The sequence below is a fragment of the Flavobacterium sp. ACN6 genome, assembly GCF_002304005.1.
Classification (GTDB): Bacteria; Bacteroidota; Bacteroidia; order Flavobacteriales; family Flavobacteriaceae; genus Flavobacterium.
This window is the reverse complement of record NZ_MRCQ01000008.1, coordinates 168,079-189,314: the sequence shown is the minus strand read 5'-3', so window position 1 is coordinate 189,314 and position 21,236 is coordinate 168,079. Positions and strand designations below refer to the sequence as shown.

Genomic DNA, 21,236 nt, shown 5'->3' with positions numbered 1-21,236 from the left:
TTTGTTGTGCAATAATAAGGTTTTTTTATTAGAAAAATCGTATAAAATATTTGTGAAAATCCCATTTTATATACTCATAAAATGGGATTTTTAATTATAATTATTCGACAATTATTTTTTTTGCTGAAGCAGTATTTCCATTTACTAAGTAAACATAATAGACACCTCTTGGTAAACCAGATAAATTTATGGTATTACTATTTTCGCTATTGCTGAAAACAAAGGATTTTACTAATTGTCCTAACGAATTATAAACGTTTGCTTTTTCTAAAACGATGTTGTTAATATGAACTTCGCCTTTTGTTGGATTCGGATAAATAACTGCTTTGTCAAAAACAGAATCCTCAATTCCTAATGTACATTTTGCCGAATAGCTGGTTGAAGATTCTTTAATAGTTGACCAATTTGCATTAGCATAATTTGCATCGTCTACCGTAATACAGCTCAAAGTTTTAAGACCTAAAAAAGTTGTGGTTAAATTAGAAGCTGTTTGTTTGCCTGTTGCAGAAGCAATGACAAAATTTTTATTATTTCCATTTTTAACATTTAAATCGGTCAGCGGATTTGCGACTACGTAAATTACTTTTAGATTTATATTCTTAGATAGATCTAATGCAGCAATTTGATTTAAAGATGCATTTAAAACTTCTAATAACGTATTTTGACTAAGATCTAAATGAGTAAGTTGATTGTTACTTACGTCTAAAGTTTTTAATTGTGTAAAATATTCAATGCCCGTTAGGTCCTTAATATTACTATTTGAAAGGTCTAAAGAAGTTATAGAAAGTACATTATTGGTTGTGATTTTTCCGTTTAAACCATCAGTATCGATTCCTAATTCAATTAATTTTTTTTCAAAATTTGGGTCTTTTAAGGCAATGTATCCAGATTCGCAACTTGTATTATAACTAGCTATTGCATCTTTTCGCCCCGCCCATTTGAGGTTTGAAAAGGTGGCATCGTCAACTTGAATGCAGGTTAAATTTGGATTATTACGAAAATCAACTTCAAAATTAGGAGAGCTGCCTAAGATTGTATTATTTCCATTCTTTACATTCAAACTTGATAATTGATTTGAAGAACAGCGAAGTGTCATTAGAGATGCATTTTTTGATGCATCGAGTAATGTTAATTGATTATTTTCACATTCTAAACTAACTAAAGAGGGATTATTAGAAATATCTAAAATTTTTAATTTATTATCAAAACAACTAAGATAAGTTAAAGCATTATTGCTGCTAACGTTTAATGTTTCGAGTTTGTTTGAATTACAATTGAAAGATTTTAAATTCGTATTTTTAGAAATATCCAGAAGAGACAAAGAATTATTGGCTACAGATAAAGATTCCAAAGAAGTAAAATCTGCTATTCCCGTTAAATCTGTTATATCTTTATTAATCATATTTAGACTTTTAACTACTGATACATCCGAGGTGACGACTTTTCCATTCAAGCCATCTTTATCAATTCCTAGCCTAATTAATTCTTTCTCAAAATTAGGATCTGGAATTAAGGTGTAAGCAATTGGACAATCTGTATTATATTGTGCATTTTGATCTTTTTTTACAGCCCAATTTGTATTGGCAAATGCCACTTCATCAACTTGAATACAAGTTAATTCTGGATTATTGCTAAAATTAGAACCTAAGCTGTAAAACTTTTTATTGTTTCCATTTTTAAGATTTAGACTTCTAAGTTTGTTTTTTTCACATCTTAAAGTATCAAGAACAATATTTTTTGATAAATCTAAAGTAGTCAGTTCATTGTAGTCGGCATTTAATCCTTTAAGAGAAGTAAAACCGCTTATTCCTGTTAGGTCTTTTATAGAGCTTGCATTAACATTTAAAGAAGTAATATTTGCGATGCTTTCATTCAATACTTTTCCATTTTTACCATCAACGTCAATTCCGAGATTGATTAATTTTTGTTCAAAATTTGGATCTGGAATAGCGGTATAGTAGCTATCGTCCATTTGCGAAGTGTATAATCCCATAATTTCTTCAGGAGTTAAAACACGATTCCAAATACCAACATCATCGATTGTTCCTTTAAACCATTCATTTCTATTATCAGGCATTCTTTCTCCTAATCTGAAAGTATTATTTGTAGTATTTAAACTTATAGATTTAGCATCTGCAAGTTTACCATTTACGTATAATGAAAGTTTATTTCCGTTGTAAGTAAGAGTAAAGAAATACCAATTATTGTTTGAATAGTCAAAATTATTGACATAAAAATCATCGTTCGTAAAATCTGGTCCTGTGATAGTTTCAAGATATCCTTTACTATAAATATAAAGAGATAGTCTTTGAGAATTTACTAAAGCACCATAATTGAAGATACAGGTCTCGATTTTTTTAGGATCTGCAAAAACATTATCTGTTTTAAACCATCCTGAAATTGTTCTTGAAGCATTTTTTTGAGGAATATTAGGTATAACAACATTTATAAAACTGTCAACACCATTAAAGCTATAGGCACTATTTTTATTTCCAAATCGATCAGATGTTAGTACTGCTGCCGCTACACTTGCATTTTAACGGTTTCCGCTAGTATCATTTGCATTTCCATTGAAAGGATAATAAGCCACTAAACCATTTGTTGGTATTTGATTACCTGCCCAAACTGTTTCGACAATTACATTAATTACTGCTCTAGGACTTTCACATCCAGACTCAGTTTGCGAAACATAATATTTACCAGTTTTCAAAGGAATTGATGAATTTAGAGGAGTGCCTCCTACTGGAGTGTCATACCATTTTAGACTGATTCCGCCTGCTCTTAAATTGGCTACGATCGCAGTATTATTAAAAGTTTGAGTTTCTGGAAGTGGCGTTGGTGGCGGTGAGTTACTTGCCGAAATACTTTCAACAATTAGAGCAGAACATCCTTTGCTGTCTTTTGTCATTACTTCATAATTTCCAGGAGATAAATTAGAAAACACGTTTGAGCTTTGATAAACACCAGTAGGTAAAATCGCGTATTGGTAAGGAGGTGTTCCTCCAGAAGCAGTAATAGTTAAGTTTCCATTGACTGTATTATTACAATTTGGATTGACAACCGCAGCTGTCGAAACCATAGGTGTTGGCTGTGTTATAGTAACGGTTTGTGTGGTTGATGCTGATTTTGCATCTTTTATAATGCAAGTGTAAGTTCCAGCAACTAAACCTGTAATTGAGGCATTCGTGTTTCCGTTAGACCATAGATAGGTATAAGGTGCAGTACCACCAGTAACAGCTGTTATAGATGCTGACCCATTATATTCGCTAAAACAACTTACAGGAATTAATTTTATAGTTACTGCTAAAGTTTCATTGCAATTTACAAGTACTGGAGAAAATCTATCAGTTGTAGTTCCGTCTCCTAATTGTGATGCAGAATTTCCTCCCCATGTATAAATAGTACCATCTGTAGTTATGGCTCCCCCATGATTATTACCGCAAATAGGCATTGCCCAATTATTTGATAGTCCTATTTGTACCGGAACAAAACTTTTATCTGTTGTGCCAATTCCTAGTTTTCCAGCGTTATTATATCCCCAGCTCCATATTGTTCCATCCGTTTTTGTGGCATGAGTGCTATCAAATCCTGCGGCAACGGTTTTCCAATTTAGCGCTGTTCCAATTTGTACAGGTATGATTCTAGTTGTACTAGTGCCATCTCCAATAGCTCCATTTCCATTATAACCCCAAGCCCACAAAGAACCATCATTTTTTATAGCCATTGAATGGTTAAAACCAGCAACAACAATTTTCCAGTTTGATGCAGTACTAATTCGGGTTGGAACAGTTTTGCTTATAGTAGTATTGTCTCCAAGTGTTCCATTTTTATTATCTCCCCAAGCCCACAAGGAACCATCTTTTTTTAAAGCAACGGTGTGGTTGTAACCAGTAGATATAATTTCCCAATCTTTATCAGAACCAATTTGTACAGGAACGTTTTTATCAACTATTGTTCCATCTCCCAATTGTCCAAATTCATTATAACCCCAAGCCCATAAAGTTCCATCATTTTTAATTGCAATGGTATGATGTGACCCTGCAGCAACAGTTTTCCAATTTTTATCAGAGCCTACTTGTTGTACGGCATTGTATGCTCCCATGGAACCTGAACCATTACCTATTTGTCCTAATTTGCCATACCCCCAAGTCCATAAACTTCCATCTGTTTTTATAACCATTGTATGTCCCCAACCGGCTGAAGCTATTTTCCAGTCATTGGCAGTTCCTATTCTTGTTGGAATATTTTTGCTTGCCGTAGAACCGATTCCTAACTGTCCGCTCGAATTGTTACCCCATCCCCATAAACTTCCATCTGGTTTTAGTGCAATATTATAGCTATTTCCGGCAGTTACTGTTTGCCAGCATTGAGCATTTATTTGTGAAAAAGAAAAGACTAAAATTAAAAGTAAAATTTTCCTCATAGACAAAATGTTTGAGTTTGTAATAAATTAAGGGCAAATGGAAACGGATAAAAAAGGAATTAAAATGCTGACACAAACGTAAGAAAATTATTCTATTTTACTTTGCTAAAACATTAAAATTATTTAACTAAAAAATCCCATTTTCAATATTCTGAAAATGGGATTTGAATTGCTGATTAATAATTATTCTACAATTATTTTTTTGGCAGAAGCAGCGTCTCCGTTGATTAAGTACACATAATAAACTCCTCTTGGTAAACCAGATAAATTTATAAGGTTATTCGTTTCTCCATTATTGAAAACAAATGTTTTTACTAATTGTCCTAATGAGTTATAGACAGTTGCTTTTTCTAAAGAAACATTGTTAATGTTAACTTCACCTTTTGTCGGATTCGGGTACAGTGTTGCTTTACTGAAAACAGAATCTTCAATTCCTAATGTACAGGTTGCCGAATATGTCGCTGCTGTATCTTTAAAGAACACACTGCTTGATGCCGCAAAAGAAGGATTGTCTACCTTGATACAACTTAAAGTTGAGTTTAAGGATAATAAAGCACCTGTAAAATTGATGTTATTGCCGTTATTCAAGTTTAAAATTTTCAACTGATTTTCCATAACATTAATATATTCTAACTTGCTGTTTTTAGAAATATCTAAAGCAGTCAGCTTATTTTTGTTTACTTGTAAAGTTGTAAGAGCGGTATTTGCTGAAACATCCAAAGTTGTTAAATCGTTTCCGTGTGTATATAGTTCAATTAAATTTGAATTTTTTGCAACATTCAAAGTAGTTAATAAGTTGAATTGACAATTTAAAAATTCAAGGGAAGTAAAGTCCTGTATTCCTGTCAAGTCTTTAATATCACTTAACTGTACATTTAAATCTTTTATAGATGCAATCGTCGAAGTCAATACTTTTCCATTTTTCCCGTCGATATCAATTTTTAATTGAATTAATTTATCTTCAAAATTCGAATCTGGAATCAAAGTATAACTACCGCAATTTTCTGTAAAGAAAGCAGTTTTATCGAGTTTTCCATTCCAATTATCATTAGAATATTGTGCATTATCTACTTGAATACAAGTTAAGGCAGGATTTTTAGTAAAGTTAACACTAAACCAATCCATGTTTATATTGAAGCCATTTTTTAAATTCAAAGAATTCAAATTATTGTTTGAAACATTTACGGCTGTTAATGCAGGGTTTTTAGAAAGATCTAATGATGTAATCGTATTGTAAGAACAATCAATCGTTGTTAACTTATCATTTTTGTCTGTTGCTAAGCTGGTAAGCTTGTTATTGTTGCAATTAACTTGTACTAAAGTTGAATTTAAAGTAAGGTTAAGTACAGCAATTTCATTGCTTGAACAGTTTAAAGTTGTTAGCGAATTAAAGTCCTCAAGTCCAGTTAAATCTGAAATATTGCTTTCAGAAATATTTAATGAAATGACAGAAGAAATACTTGCTGTTGCAACTTTTCCGTTTGGTCCATCCTTATCAATTCCTAAAGCAATTAACTTCGCTTCAAAATTAACATCAGGAATCAAAGTATAAACAGTACAATCTGCACTGTAAGATGCTGTTGTATCTTTTAAGGCTGACCAATTAGAATCAGAATAAGCAACATCATCAACCAAAATACAAGTTAAATTGGGATTATTTATAAAATTCGAAAAAGTTAAAATTAAATTTCTATTGTTTCCGTTTTTTAAATTCAAAGAAGTTAATTGATTGTTCTCACAAGCCAATTCTGTTATTTTCGGATTTTTAGAAATATCTATGCTTGTAATTTGATTTTCTAAACAATCTAATAATGATAATTCGGGATTGTTCTCTACGTTTAATTCTTTCAATTGATTTCCATGACACATTAATTCTGCTAACAAAATGTTTTGAGAAACATCTAAACTTGTAATTTGATTGTAATGACAATAAAGATTATTTAAAGAACTATTTGATTTAACATCTAGTGCCGTGAGTTTGTTATTACCGCAATTTAGTATTGTCAATGCTGTATTTGCCGAAACATTTAATGAAGTTAATGTATTACTGCCGACATTAAGATTTTCTAACATTGTTGATGCCGAAACCTCTAGAGATGTTAGTTTGTTATTTCCTATACTTAAAGTAGTAAGTGATTTGTTAGCGTTTGTATTGAATGTCGTTAATTGGTTTTTATAAGCCTGTAGGTTTTCTAATACTGCATTTTTCGACAAATCAAGATTTGTTAAGGTATTAGCTGAACAATTTAAATAAGTTAATGAAGTAAAATCTTGAATTCCTGTCAAGTCCGCAATTAAACTGTTAGAAACATCCAATGAAGTCACGCCTTCAATACTTGTAGTAGCAACTTTTCCGTTTTCACCGTCTTTATCAATTCCTAACGAGATTAATTTTTTCTCAAAATTAAGATCTGGAATTAAAGTATAAACTGTACAATCAATATTAAAAGAAGCCGAAGGGTCTTTTACGGTTGACCAATTTGTATTAGCATATTCTACATCGTCTATCAATATACATTTTAAACTCAAGTTTGAAAATAGTTTCAAATATGTTTTATCTATCAAATTGTTAGTGCCATTCTTTAAATTTAAACTTTCTAATTTATTAATTGAACAGTCTAAAAGAACTAAAAGCTTATTGCTGGAAACATCAAGGTTTTTTATCTTATTTTCTCCACAAGAAAGAGTTGCTAAAGAAACGTTTTTTGAAACATTTAATTCTGTCAATTCGTTTCTTCCACAAGTAAATTCAGTTAAAGCTAAATTTTGAGAAACATCCAAATTTTGCAGTTTATTTCTTTGGCACCATAAAGTAGTTAAATTGGTATTTAAGCTAACAGCCAGACTTGTCAATAAATTGTCTGTAGCATATATTCTAATTAAAGCTGGATTGGCATGAAAATTTAATGCAGCAATTGAGTTGTTGCTTACAGTAACAGATTCTAAAAAGGTATTATTTGAAGTATCTAATGTTGTTAACTTATTTTTACCCAAATTTAAAGTCTTCAAATTAACATTTGAGGAAACATCTACAGTCGCTAATGTATTTTCTGAAGCATTTAAAATTGTTAGTGCGGCAAAATCCTGAATACCTGTTAAGTCAGAAATATTACTTTTTGAAACGTTCAGCATTGTTAATGAAGCAATGTTTGGCGTCGCAACTTTTCCATTTTCACCGTCTGTATCAATTCCTAATGCAATTAATTTTTTTTCGAAATTTAAATCTGGAATCAGCGTATAGTCAATACATTCTGTATTAAAAGCTGCAGTTGCGTCTTTAAGGTGGCTCCAGTTTAATTCAGAGTATGCAACATCATCAACTGCTATACAAGTTAAGTTAGGACAATTGGTAAATGTATTTGAAGTATATAGCCCAACTACAAAATTTTTATTATTCCCATTTCTGAAATTTACTTTTTCTAATTTAGGAGAATTCGAAAATGTTAGACTCGTAAGAACAGGATTTTTAGAAACGTCCAATTTTTTCAATGTGGTATAATATACATTTAGATAATTCAAATTTGGCAGATTTGATACATCTAAAGAAGTCAACGGATTTCCACTACAATCTAACTGCGTAAGTTTTGCACTTGGAAAATTAATCGTAGTTAATCTATTTATAGAACATTCAATTCTATTCAACTCTGTGCATCCTGAAAGATTTAAAGAGCTAATTTGGTTATATGAACAGTTTAATGTTGTTAGTTTTGTGTTTTTAGAAAGGTCTAAAGAAGTTAATTTACCATTTCCTCCGCTTGCGGGATGTCCGCTATTTCCTCCACAGGACAAAACAACAAGATTAGTATTTTTAGAAAGATCTAAAGACTGAATAGGATTTAATTTGCAATTAAAATCTCTCAAAGCAGTAAAATCCTCAATACCTGTCAAATCCTTAATTTCACTATTAGAAACATTTAAAGTAGTAACAGATGCAATATTTTGAGTCAATACTTTTCCGTTTAATCCATCGTTATCAAAACCTAATTCAATTAATTTTTCTTCAAATTTTGAGTCTGGTATAAGTGTATAAACATTACAGTCAACATTAAATATAGTATTCTGATCTAGCGATGCACTCCAAGTCTTTGTTACAGCAACATCTGCTACTTTAATGCAATTTAACCCCGTATTTTCAAATGCCGTTAAGGTATTTAAAATTGTATTATTAGAAAGATCTAGTTGGGTCAATTGATTTTTTGAGACATTTAATTCAGTCAAAGCAACAAATCCTTCAATACCAGAAAGGTCTTTTATTGCACTATTAGAAACATTTAAAGTCGTAAGTGTATTTATATTTGAATTCAAAACCAATCCATTTAACCCATCTGTATCGATACCAAGATCAATTAATTTATTTTCAAAAACTGGATCTGAGATAGAAGTATATTGATTACAATCTGTACTGAACGTTACTCCTGAATCTACATTTGAATTCCATTTTGAAGCAGAATATACCGCATCATCAACCTGAACACAAGTTAAAGAAGGGTTTGATAATAAATGGACACTAGTCAATAAGCTGTTTTTTCCAGATTTCAGATTTACGTTCAAAAGATTATTTGAACCTGCAGACACACTAGCTAAAACTAAATTTTTTGATAAATCTAATGTAGTAATTTTGTTTCCGGAACAGGTTAAATTATTTAGCACTAAGTTTTTGGAAACATCTAAAGAAGTTATTTTATTAGAACTGCAATCCAAATTTTTAATTACAACGTTGTTTGAGATATTTAAGCTCGATAATTTATTATAAGAACAATTTAGTTTTACAAGAGAACGGTTTTGAGAAAGATCTAAATTGGTTAATAAATTGCTTGAGCAAACTAAATCAGTTAAGTTAACATTATTAGAAAGATCAATATTTGTTATCTGATTTCCACTAAAATCAAGATCCGCCAAACCTGTATTATTCGATACATCTAGAGTTGTAAATTTACTATAAAAGATTGCCAGCCTTCTTAAATCTTTATTGGTCGAAAGATCAATGTCTGAAATTGGATTGCCACCAATTACAAGTTCTTGCAATTTGATATTTTTAGTTACATCTAATGTTGTAATATCATTGTTCATACAATTGAAGTAATAAAGCAAAGTGTTCTCAGAAACATCTAAAGTTTGTAATAAATTGTTTGCACAGTCCAAATCAAACAATTGTTTATTTTGTGAGAGATTTAAACTTGTCAGAGAATTATCTCTACAAATAAATGTCTGCAAAGATATAAAACCTTCGATTCCAGTTAAATCTGAAATACCGCTAGCTCTAACGTCTAACCCTTTTACCTGCGAGATGGATGCTGTAAGAACCTGTCCGTCTTCAGCACCTGAATCGATTCCCAGTTCAATTAATTTTCTTTCAAAATTAATGTCCGGAATCGCGGTGTATTGAGCATAAATAGAAAAATTTGCCAGTAACAGCAACAAGAGTAGTTTTGTTTTCATAGATTGAGTTTATGATTAGGTCGCGCAAGTGTATGTATATTAATTGAATATTCCTTACGTGAAACCGTAAAGAGTATATTATTTGGTTAAACAAAAATGACTGGAATTAGTATTAGTTATTTATATGCATATTAAAAAGTTTTATTTGTAATCTTTGTTTTACTTTTTAATTATTATTTGTAAATATATTTTTATATATTGGCAAGTAATAAGCGGATGCCGAAAAGCTAACGAGTAGGTGAAAAATAAAAAACTATTATTATGAATTTAGATGATTTTATTAAAAATGCTGATGAGTTAGGTGTTGTAGCACTTGAATCTGATCAATTGAAAGAAATTAATGGTGGAATAGGTGGGCCGGCTCCTAGAAAATATGACGTCGATCCTTTAGATTGGATTGAATACAATATACATTCTGAAGGTTGTTACTCATGTTGATTAATTTCTAACATTGAAAATCCGCTATAAAATGGCGGATTTTTTTATTGTATTTATTCAGCTAGAAAATTGAAAAAGTAAATTTTTGCGGATGAATTTCTTTACTAGTTAAATAATTAAGACTTAAAAACAACAGTATTTTCATAACACATTGTTAACAGTTAGCATTTTGTAACAAAAAAGCATAATTTAGACCCATCTTTTAACTTTAGATATAATTATAGATACATGAGTCATATAAAACCTCTTAAATTATCTGCGTTTGCATTACTTGTTTTAGCAGGTTGCAGCGCTAGTTTGCAAGCGCAAAAATCAGTGCAAAAACAACCAATTGTTGCCCCTTTGGCAGTGGTAAAAAAAGCACCAGTTAGTGAAAATGAATTAAAAAGATGGAGTCACCTGGATTTGGTAAAAGATTCTATCCCGGGAATGAGTGTTGATAGAGCTTTGACTGAATTACTGCAAGGTAAAAAAGGTCAGAAAGTAATTGTTGGTATTGTAGATTCTGGTGTTGATATCGAACACGAAGACCTAAAAGGAATGATTTGGACAAATACTAAAGAAATTCCAGGAAACGGAATCGATGACGATAAAAACGGATTTATCGATGACGTTAACGGATGGAATTTCCTAGGAAATGCTGTTCACGAAAACCTTGAAATGACACGTGTTGTTAAAAAAGGGGATGACGGTTCTGCAGAATATAAAGCAGCTTTAGCACAATATACAGAGAAATATCAAGAAGCTTTAAAAGATAAAGAACTAGCAGATCGTTTAATGGCTTTTCACAATACGATTAAAAAATCGCTTAATAAAACGGATTATAAATTAGAAGATTTAAGTACAATTACTTCTGCAGATCCAAATGTTTTGGAAAGTAAAAGGGCTATGACTATGATTTTTACAAATGCTGGACCAACTTTTAACCCAGAATCTGAATTAACAGAATATAGCGAACAAGTTTACGATCAGTTAAATTACAATTTAAATAAAGAATTTGACGGAAGAAAAATCGTAGGAGATAATCCAGAAGATATTAAAGACAATCATTACGGAAATAATATTGTTTTTGGTCCAGATAAAGAAAAAGCACTTCACGGAACTCACGTTGCGGGAATCATTGCACAAATTCGCGGTAATAATTTAGGAGGAGACGGAGTTGCTTCGCCAAACGTTGAAATTCTAACAGTTAGAGCGGTGCCAGACGGAGATGAGTACGATAAAGATATCGCACTTGCAATTCGTTATGCGGTAGATAATGGGGCAAAAGTAATTAACGGAAGTTTTGGAAAAAGCTTTTCTCCACACAAACAGTGGGTTTACGATGCTATTAAATATGCAGCTAAAAAAGACGTTTTAATTGTACACGCAGCAGGAAACGACGGATATAATATCGATGAAACAAAAAACATCAATTATCCAAACGATTCTGAAGATAACGTAAAAGAATTTGCTGATAACGTGATCACAATTGGAGCAATTAATAAAGAATATGGAGAAACGGTTATTGCACCTTTTTCTAACTTCGGAAAAATTAATGTAGACGTTTTTGCTCCTGGAGAAGAAATTTACGCAACAGTTCCAAACAACAAATACAAATATTTACAAGGAACTTCAATGGCGTCTCCAAATGCGGCGGGTGTTGCAGCGTTAATTCGTTCTTACTATCCAAAGTTAAAGGCCGCTCAGGTGAAAAAGATTTTAATGGATTCTGGAGTTGCACTGCCTGCAAAAGTTGTTTTGGGTAAAAGTGAAAATCCAAATGAAAAACCAGTTGCCGTTTCTGCTGCAGAATCATCAAAAACAGCAAAAATGGTAAATGCTTACAACGCGTTATTAATGGCTGAGAAAATGTCTAAAAAATAAAGCTTAATACACTATTAATCAAATGGAAGAGTTCGCGCTCTTCCATTTTCTATTACATATAAACATGCGAAAAATTATTTTACTCTCTTTCTTGAGCTTTGGTTTAAATACAGCTTTTGCCCAAAACGCCCCATATTGGCAGCAGCACGCCGATTACAAAATGGAGGTTTCAATGGATGTGAAAAACTATCAGTATAAAGGAAAACAAGAATTGGTTTATACCAATAATTCTTCTGATACTTTAAGAAAAGTATTCTATCATTTGTTTCCAAACGCTTTTCAGCCAGGAAGCGAAATGGATGCACGCCTTCATTTTATTAAAGATCCAGACGGAAGAATGGTAACTAAAACAAAAGGTGCAGATGGAAAAGATATCAAGCAAAGCCGAATTGAAACTTTAAAACCAAATGAAATTGGATTTTTAAAAATTACAAACTTCAAACAAGATGGTGCAGCTGCGCAGACAAGAGTTTCAGGAACTATTTTAGAAGTGACTTTGGCTAAGCCGATTTTACCAAATTCTAAAACTACTTTTACATTAGATTTTGACGGACAAGTTCCAGTGCAAATTCGTCGTTCTGGAAGAAACAATTCTGAAGGAATAGAACTTTCAATGTCACAATGGTATCCAAAATTAGCCGAATTTGATTTCGAAGGATGGCACGCAGATCCATACATTGCCAGAGAATTTCACGGAGTTTGGGGTAATTTTGATGTGAAAATTACAATAGACAAAGACTATACAATTGGTGGTTCTGGATATTTGCAAGACAAAAATTCAATTGGACATGGTTATGAAGATGAAGGTGTAACGGTTACCTATCCTAAAAAAGCAAAAACGCTTACATGGCATTTTATTGCGCCAAATGTTCACGATTTTACGTGGGCAGCAGACAAAGAATACGCGCATGATATTGTAAAAGGTCCAAACGATGTTGACTTGCATTTCTTTTACAAAAACAATCCAAAAGTTACAGCAAACTGGAAACAGCTAGAACCATTAATGGTAAAAGTAATGGATTATTACAACCAAAGAGTTGGTGCTTATCCGTACAAACAATACTCGTTTATTCAAGGAGGCGACGGCGGAATGGAATATGCAATGTGTACTTTAATGTTAGGAAACGGAACTCTTGAAGGAATTCTTGGAACTGCAACGCATGAATTAGGACATTCTTGGTTCCAGCACATTTTAGCTTCAAACGAATCAAAACATCCTTGGATGGATGAAGGTTTTACAACTTACATTGAAGACAGTGCTTTGAACGAATTGAAAGGCGATAAAAAAGAAGTAAATCCATTTAAAGGAAATTATGCTGCTTATTACAATTTGGTAAACTCTGGAAAAGAGCAGCCACAAAGCACGCACGGAGATCGTTATGACGAAAATCGTCCGTACAGCATTTCATCTTATATAAAAGGAAGTCTTTTCCTTTCGCAATTAGAATATGTAATTGGAAAAGAAAACGTTGATGCAACTTTAAAAAGATATTTTAACGATTTTAAATTCAAACATCCAACTCCAAATGATATCAAAAGAACAGCAGAAAGAGTTTCTGGAGCTGAGTTAGACTGGTATTTAATAGATTGGACTCAAACACTAAATACAATCGATTACGGAATTAAAGATGTTGCAGACAATTCTGGAAAAACAACCGTAACGCTGGAGAGAATTGGAAGAATGCCAATGCCAATCGATTTAAAAGTGGATTACACAGACGGAACTTCTGAAACATTCTACATTCCTTTAAGAATGATGAATTTCATTAAACCGAATCCAAATCCAAATCAAAAAAGAACGGTTTTAGAAGACTGGGCTTGGGCGCAGCAAAACTATATTTTTACAATCGATAAAAACAAAACAGCAGTCAAAAAAATCACTATCGATCCAAGCGGATTAATGGCTGATGTTAAAGCTGCAAATAATGTTTTTGAAGTGAAGTAATCTCAAAGAATATTTATCAAAAAAGCCCTTAAATTTAGTTTTAAGGGCTTTTTTTATTTCAAGTTTATTAAAAAAATGTTGAGATTATACTGTTTTTATATCAACAGCAATCTCAGTATGCGTTTTCTTAAAAGGAACAAATTCCCTGTAACTCGCAGATCTCCATAACCATTCAATTGGTCCGTAATTGTATTTTGAAAGCCACCATTTGCTTATAAATAATTGAATTATAAATATAAATATGGCCAGTAAAAAGTAAAACCAGTAGGGCATTGAGTCGGCTATTCCAAAACCAATTCCAGAGAAAAGAAATGCTGCCAGAATATTTTGGCTCATATAATTGGTCAGCGTCATTTTGCCTCCAGCACTAAAATAACTGAAAATAGTTTTTAGTTTTCCATTAGTATATAACAGCGAAATTCCCGTTGCAATAAAAAACATTGTGCACAAAACCAGCCAATAAAGCGGATGAAAGAATTTTAAAAAACCAGCTTTGTTTTGTACGGCAATAAAAAATCCGATTCCGATAAATACAGAGCATACAAAACTTATAAAACAAACATATTTTAAAAGCTTTTTCAATTCTGTTAAACGGTTAAAAAAGTTTAATTTTTGAAGCAGAAATCCAAAAAGCATACAGCCCAGCATTACATAATGAGCAGTAATGGCGTAACCCGGAATAATAATTTGTTCGTAAAAAGAAGCCAGTAAATTAAATCTGAAAAATTCAATCCAGTTGCCAGAATGATATAATTTTAGATACTCAGGATTTGTAGCAATTACAATATGCTCAATCTTAAATGTGTTGACATAAGCCATTAAAAAAGGAATGGTCAGAAAAATAAAAGCACAAATAATGCTTAATGTTCGTGTGGAACTTTTATAAAAAAGCAGTAATACAAGTCCTAAAAAAGCATAATCTTTTAAAATATCGCCAAGCCAAAACGACGAATTGATAAAAGCTAATACAAAAAGCAAAAGCATTCGCCAGGCAAAAAAGGTAACAGGATTTTTACCTTTAGATGCCACGTTGTTAATTAAGATAGCAAATCCGTAGCCAAATAATAACGTTAATAATGTCCAGGATTTTGCTGAGAAAAGATAGCGGTTAACGATTTGAAGTATTTCTGAAAAAGTATCGAATTTAATTTCTCTTTCTACTCCAATGTATAAAAAATCTTGATAATTGCCAATGGCTACTCCTAAAATAGCCCAGCCCCGAAGTATGTCGACAATTGCAGTTCTTTTGCTTTGTTCGACAGGATGATAAGAATTTGTCATTTGATTAATGTTTTCGTTGTGATTTTGATTGATGATTTTTGAATAAACTTGAAAATAAGTAAACGCCATCAAATGTAAAGAAATTATGGAATCAACAATTCTTATCTGAAAATTAAATATAAAAAAACGTGTCATCCTAAAAGTATCTTTTTTAGAATAACACGCCAAGGTATATTTTACTGTTTTAGATTTAGCTCAAATGCTCAATCATATCTTTTGTCATCGATTCCAAATCAAATTTATGATTCCAGCTCCAGTCTTCCCTTGCAGATGAATCGTCAATACTTGCCGGCCAGCTGTCCGCAATTTTCTGACGGAAATCTGGATTGTAAGTAATTTCAAAATCTGGAATATGTTTCTTAATCTCATTTGCAATTTCTGTCGGAGTAAAACTCATTGCCGCTAAATTATACGAAGAATGTATTTTTATTTGATCTTCTGGTGCCTGCATAATTTTAATCGTTGCATCGATCGCATCATCCATATACATCATTGGCATTTTGGTTTCAGATGATAAGAAGCATTCGTATTTTTTATCAGCAATAGCCTTATAGAAAATATCAACAGCATAATCTGTAGTCCCGCCGCCCGGAGGAGTAGACCAGCTGATTAAACCTGGATAACGAATACTGCGAACATCAACGCCGTAAATATTATGGTAATATTCGCACCATCTTTCGCCCGCTTGTTTACTAATTCCGTAAACTGTAGAAGGTTCCATAACGGTATATTGCGGTGTATTTTCTTTTGGAGTTGTTGGTCCAAAAACAGCAATACTTGAAGGCCAGAAAATCTTCTTAATTTTTTTTGCTTTCGCTAAATTTAAAACATGAAAAAGAGAATTCATATTCAAGTCCCAAGCAAAAGCAGGATTTTTTTCAGCTGTAGCAGACAAAAGTGCAGCCATCAAATACACATCTGTAATTTTGTGAACTTCTACTAAATGTTCAATTTGATTAAAATCTAAAGCATTGACCACTTCAAAAGGTCCTGAGTTAACAACGTCAGTATTTAATTTTCGAATATCAGAAGCGATTACATTTTCGGTTCCGTATAATTTGCGCAGTTTTTGCGTCAGTTCAGTTCCAATCTGACCGCAGGCGCCAATGATCAATATTTTAGGATTCATTTTTAATGATTTTAGAGACACAAATATAACGTTTTCGCAATTACATGCGTTTTTTAGAAGTAAAATTTATAAATTCAATAATGAAAAAGTTTGTTTGTTGGATTATTCTCGAATTAAAAATTTAACCGCAAAGCACACAAAGTTTTTTAAATTAGGCAGTTTTAGAAAAACACAAAGTTCGCAAAGCTAGATGTTGAATAGATTTTTCGAACTTTGTGTTTTTCTAAACCTAATATAAGATAGATTAGCAGCGTTCCTTGCGGTTAAATTCTGTTGCAAAACTTATCAGAATTTTATACGTTTCCTCAAAAAAAAGACCAACTAGATGTTCAACTAGCTTTTCGAACTTTTTTTCTCGAAACTTTCTGTAAATTAAAATTTTTGCGTGCTTTGCGGTAAAAATTCTCATATATAGATTCCAAAAACTTATCAGAATTTTATATGTTTCCTCAAAAAAAAGACCAATTAGATGTTGAACTAGCTTTGCGAACTTTTTTTTCTAAACTTTCTGTAAATTAAAATTTTTGCGTGCTTTGCGGTAAAAATTCTCATATATAGATTCCAAAAACTTATCAGAATTTTATATGTTTTCTAACAAAAATCAGAATTCGTAATTGTAAATTTACTTTGTAACTTTGCAGCTTAATGTTTTACCAGATGAAATATAAGATATCTCTTTTTCTACTTTTGATTACCGCAATGTATTCCTGCCAAAACGCAGATGAAAAACGTCTTGCAGAAAATGCGAAAGAGGCAAAAAAGAAAGAAGCTATTTTTAATAATATTAATAAAGGCTGGACGTTTCTTGAGGAACCGATCAATGAAATTGCAGAACAAAAATTAAACTCATGGACAGAATGGCGTGATTTCAATAAAGAGATTGGCGATAAACCAAGAAAAACAATTGGCGCATTCCAAAAAAAGTCAAGAGCGATTTCTAAGAAAGCAATGGCTTTAAATAACAATATTCCGCCAGAATTTAATGTGCCTCCAATAAAAAGCCGTATTTCTATTTTAATTACTAAAATAAGAATGCTGGATTTATTTATTCATCTAAACCAAGTTCCAGATGATAAAGTGGTTTTTTTAGTTCAGGAAATCAATAAAGAACTGATTTCTTTGGAGCGACAAATGGATAAAGTTGTCGAAAAAGCCAAAATTCCAAAAGAGGAAGGAGAAGCAGATTTCCTTAAAATGTTAGACACAACGCGCGCGATTCCGAGTTCTGCGCCGCCACTAGATCAAAATACACCAAAAGTTGAGTAAAAACGCTTTATATACGATATACGACAATCTGCCAAAAGCACAGGAGATTGCATCAAATTTACTGGAAGAGAATCAGATAAAAATGCATCTCGGCGGTTTGCTGGGTTCTGCAGTTTCATTTGTAATTCGATCTGTTTTTAAGAAAACAGAACTGCCTTTTTTAATTGTTTTAGACAACAAAGAAGAAGCGGCTTATTACCTAAACGATTTGGAGCAGATGATTGGAGAGCAGGATGTTTTATTTTATCCCGCTTCATTTCGTCGTCCATATCAAGTTGATGAAACAGATAATGCCAATGTTTTGCTTCGCGCTGAGGTTTTAAACAGAATCAATTCCAGAAAAAAACCAGCAATAATTGTTACATATCCTGAAGCACTTTTTGAAAAAGTAGTTACGCGTCAGCAATTAGATAAAAACACTTTAAAAGTTTCTTTAAACGATAAAATTTCGATTGACTTTATCAACGAAGTTTTGTTTGAATATGAATTTAAAAGAGTCGATTTTATTACAGAACCCGGTGAATTTTCGGTTCGTGGAGGAATTGTTGATGTTTTTTCTTTTTCAAACGACCATCCATACAGAATAGAGTTTTTTGGAAATGAAGTAGACAGCATTAGAAGTTTTGATGTTGAAACGCAGTTATCGGTAGAAGCACACAAAAAAATTACGATTATCCCGAATGTTGAAAACAAGATATTTCAGGAAAACAGAGAAAGTTTCTTAGATTATATTGCGGAGAAAACCGTGATTTTTATTCAAAATACCGACGGACTTTTTAGTCAGTTAGACAAACAATTTGCAAGGGCAGAAGAAGCTTTTGAGAAGCTTTCGAAAGAAATAAAACATGCCCAGCCAGAGCAATTATTTCTAAATCAAAGTTCATTTATCAAAAGAGCATTGAACTTTTCGATTGTCGAATTGGCTTCAAAACCTATTTTTAAAACCACTAAAAAATTCGAATTTCATATTCAGCCTCAGCCTTCTTTCAATAAACAATTTGATTTATTATTGAATAATCTGAGCGACAATCATTTTAACGGATATAAAAATTATTTATTCTGTTCGAATGAAACGCAGGCCAAACGTTTTCATGATATTTTTGAATCTTTAGACGAAGCTAATTCAGAAAACATCAGAAAGCAGTATAATACTATTGTACTGCCTTTGTATCAAGGTTTTATTGATGAAGAAAATCAGATAACGGCTTATACCGATCATCAGATTTTTGAGCGTTATCATAAATTCAACATCAAAAACGGCTATTCTAAAAAACAGAATATCACTCTAAAAGAATTGACCGCACTTTCTGTTGGCGATTACGTGACGCACATCGATCATGGAATTGGGAAATTCGGTGGATTGCAGAAAATTCAAGTTGAAGGAAAGACGCAGGAAGCCATAAAATTGGTTTATGCCGATAATGATATTGTGTATGTGAGTATTCACTCGCTTCATAAAATATCCAAATACAACGGAAAAGACGGAACACCTCCAAAAATCTACAAATTAGGATCGAACGCCTGGAAGCTTTTAAAACAAAAAACCAAAGCGCGTGTCAAACATATTGCGTTCAACTTGATTCAGTTGTATGCAAAACGTCGTTTAGAAAAAGGATTTCAGTTCGCGCCAGACAGTTATTTGCAGAATGAACTAGAAAGTTCGTTTATTTATGAAGATACGCCGGATCAAACCAAATCAACGCAAGAAGTAAAAGCCGACATGGAAAGCGATCGTCCAATGGATCGTTTGGTTTGTGGTGATGTTGGTTTCGGAAAAACAGAAGTTGCCATTCGTGCGGCCTTTAAAGCGGTTGATAACAGCAAACAGGTTGCGGTTTTAGTGCCAACCACTATTTTGGCGTACCAGCATTTTAGAACTTTCTCAGAACGTTTAAAAGATATGCCAGTTTCTGTGGGTTATTTAAACCGATTTAGAACGGCAAAACAAAAAGCACAAACGCTAAAAGATTTAGCCGAAGGAAAACTCGATATCGTAATTGGAACGCATCAATTAGTCAATAAAAATGTTGTTTTTAAAGACTTAGGTTTGTTGATTGTTGATGAGGAACAAAAGTTTGGCGTTAACGTAAAAGATAAATTAAAAACGATTGCTGCGAATGTAGATACGCTGACATTAACAGCAACGCCAATTCCGAGAACGCTTCAGTTTTCATTGATGGCAGCGCGAGATTTATCAGTTATTACAACACCTCCGCCAAATCGTTATCCGATTGAAACTAATGTTGTTGGTTTTAATGAAGAAGTAATTCGTGATGCGATTTCGTATGAAATTCAAAGAAACGGGCAGGTTTTCTTCATCAATAACCGCATCGAAAATATAAAAGAAGTTGCCGGAATGATTCAGCGTTTGGTTCCAAATGCAAGAGTGGGAATTGGTCACGGACAAATGGACGGCGCCAAACTCGAGGAATTGATGTTAGGTTTCATGAACGGAGATTTTGATGTTTTGGTTGCAACGACAATTATTGAAAGTGGACTTGACGTTCCAAATGCAAACACGATTTTCATCAACAATGCCAATAATTTCGGATTGTCAGATTTGCATCAAATGCGTGGACGTGTTGGACGAAGCAATAAAAAAGCATTCTGTTATTTCATCTGTCCACCGTATTCATCCATGACCGAAGATGCCAGAAAACGTATTCAGGCTTTGGAACAATTCAGCGAATTGGGAAGCGGTTTCAATATCGCGATGAAAGATCTTGAAATTCGTGGAGCGGGAGATTTATTAGGTGGCGAGCAAAGTGGTTTCATTAATGAAATTGGTTTTGATACGTACCAAAAAATCATGAACGAAGCCATTGAGGAATTGAAAGAAAACGAATTCAAAGATTTATATCCGGAAGAAAATGATATTGAAACGAAGGAATACGTAAAAGATTTACAGATTGATACGGATTTTGAGTTGTTGTTTTCTGATGAATATATCAATAACGTCACCGAGCGTTTGAGTTTATATAACGAATTAGGTTCTGTGAAAAATGAAGAAGAATTAGTTATTTTCCAAAACAAATTAATTGACCGTTTTGGACCAATGCCTCCGCGCGCGAATGCCCTGATGAATAGTATTCGTATCAAGTGGATTGCGACAAACGTAGGTATTGAAAAACTGGTTATGAAGAAAGGGAAAATGATTGGTTATTTCGTTTCCGATCAACAATCTGATTATTACCAATCTTCTAAGTTTAGAAAGGTTTTACAATTTGTACAAAAATATAGTAATCTTTGCCAAATGAAAGAGAAACAAACGCCAAACGGCTTACGTCTTTTATTGACTTTTGAGAACGTAAAATCGACCAAAAGAGCTTTGGAGTTGATGGAATTGTTGGGAGAATAAAGTTTGCTACAGATTAAAAAGATTCTCACAAATAAATCAATTTTTAATCCTTTAATCTGTGGCAAAAAATAATTTTATAAGCTATGTGGAG

General features: G+C 32.5%; 10 protein-coding genes. 5 read left to right on the top strand and 5 right to left on the bottom strand.

Annotated features, from left to right (window positions below; translation table 11 throughout):
• Positions 1 to 100: 100 nt before the first annotated feature.
• The 3 genes from BSF42_RS22705 to BSF42_RS14090 all read right to left on the bottom strand — a co-directional run bounded on the left by BSF42_RS22705 (position 101) and on the right by BSF42_RS14090 (position 9,862).
• Positions 101 to 2,437, bottom strand: coding sequence for a LamG-like jellyroll fold domain-containing protein (locus BSF42_RS22705; RefSeq protein ID WP_256385382.1), 2,337 nt, complete (start codon positions 2,435 to 2,437; stop codon positions 101 to 103).
• A gap of 99 nt (positions 2,438 to 2,536) precedes the next feature.
• Positions 2,537 to 4,423: a hypothetical protein gene (locus tag BSF42_RS22700; protein ID WP_253251066.1), complete on the bottom strand. Its 1,887-nt coding sequence runs from the start codon at positions 4,421 to 4,423 to the stop codon at positions 2,537 to 2,539.
• 183 nt (positions 4,424 to 4,606) lie between these two features.
• Entirely contained in the window at positions 4,607 to 9,862 is a 5,256-nt protein-coding gene (locus tag BSF42_RS14090; RefSeq protein WP_095953722.1) for a T9SS type A sorting domain-containing protein, read from the bottom strand.
• Positions 9,863 to 10,123: 261 nt separating this feature from the next.
• Between BSF42_RS14090 and BSF42_RS22455 the strand changes: the two genes are divergently transcribed.
• The 3 genes from BSF42_RS22455 to BSF42_RS14080 all read left to right on the top strand — a co-directional run bounded on the left by BSF42_RS22455 (position 10,124) and on the right by BSF42_RS14080 (position 14,111).
• Positions 10,124 to 10,300: a hypothetical protein gene (locus tag BSF42_RS22455; protein ID WP_172426692.1), complete on the top strand. Its 177-nt coding sequence runs from the start codon at positions 10,124 to 10,126 to the stop codon at positions 10,298 to 10,300.
• 228 nt (positions 10,301 to 10,528) lie between these two features.
• Entirely contained in the window at positions 10,529 to 12,166 is a 1,638-nt protein-coding gene (locus BSF42_RS14085) for a S8 family peptidase (protein WP_095953721.1), read from the top strand.
• 64 nt (positions 12,167 to 12,230) lie between these two features.
• Positions 12,231 to 14,111, top strand: coding sequence for a M1 family metallopeptidase (locus BSF42_RS14080; RefSeq protein WP_095953720.1), 1,881 nt, complete (start codon positions 12,231 to 12,233; stop codon positions 14,109 to 14,111).
• A gap of 84 nt (positions 14,112 to 14,195) precedes the next feature.
• Here the strand turns inward: BSF42_RS14080 and BSF42_RS14075 are convergent, their stop codons facing one another.
• Together BSF42_RS14075 and BSF42_RS14070 are read right to left on the bottom strand one after the other, a co-directional pair.
• Positions 14,196 to 15,392 (bottom strand): DUF418 domain-containing protein, encoded by a 1,197-nt coding sequence (locus BSF42_RS14075; protein WP_095953807.1) that lies wholly within the window; start codon positions 15,390 to 15,392, stop codon positions 14,196 to 14,198.
• A gap of 190 nt (positions 15,393 to 15,582) precedes the next feature.
• Positions 15,583 to 16,521, bottom strand: a complete 939-nt coding sequence (locus BSF42_RS14070) for an L-threonine 3-dehydrogenase (protein ID WP_095953719.1) — start codon at positions 16,519 to 16,521, stop codon at positions 15,583 to 15,585.
• A 657-nt stretch (positions 16,522 to 17,178) separates the two neighbouring features.
• Between BSF42_RS14070 and BSF42_RS14060 the strand changes: the two genes are divergently transcribed.
• Both BSF42_RS14060 and mfd read left to right on the top strand, forming a co-directional pair.
• The gene (locus BSF42_RS14060) at positions 17,179 to 17,787 is read left to right on the top strand and encodes a hypothetical protein (RefSeq protein WP_095953717.1); all 609 of its coding nucleotides are present in this window, start codon (positions 17,179 to 17,181) and stop codon (positions 17,785 to 17,787) included.
• Positions 17,780 to 21,145, top strand: coding sequence for a transcription-repair coupling factor (mfd, locus tag BSF42_RS14055; protein WP_095953716.1), 3,366 nt, complete (start codon positions 17,780 to 17,782; stop codon positions 21,143 to 21,145). Before BSF42_RS14060 ends, mfd begins: the two co-directional genes overlap by 8 nt.
• Positions 21,146 to 21,236 lie beyond the last annotated feature (91 nt).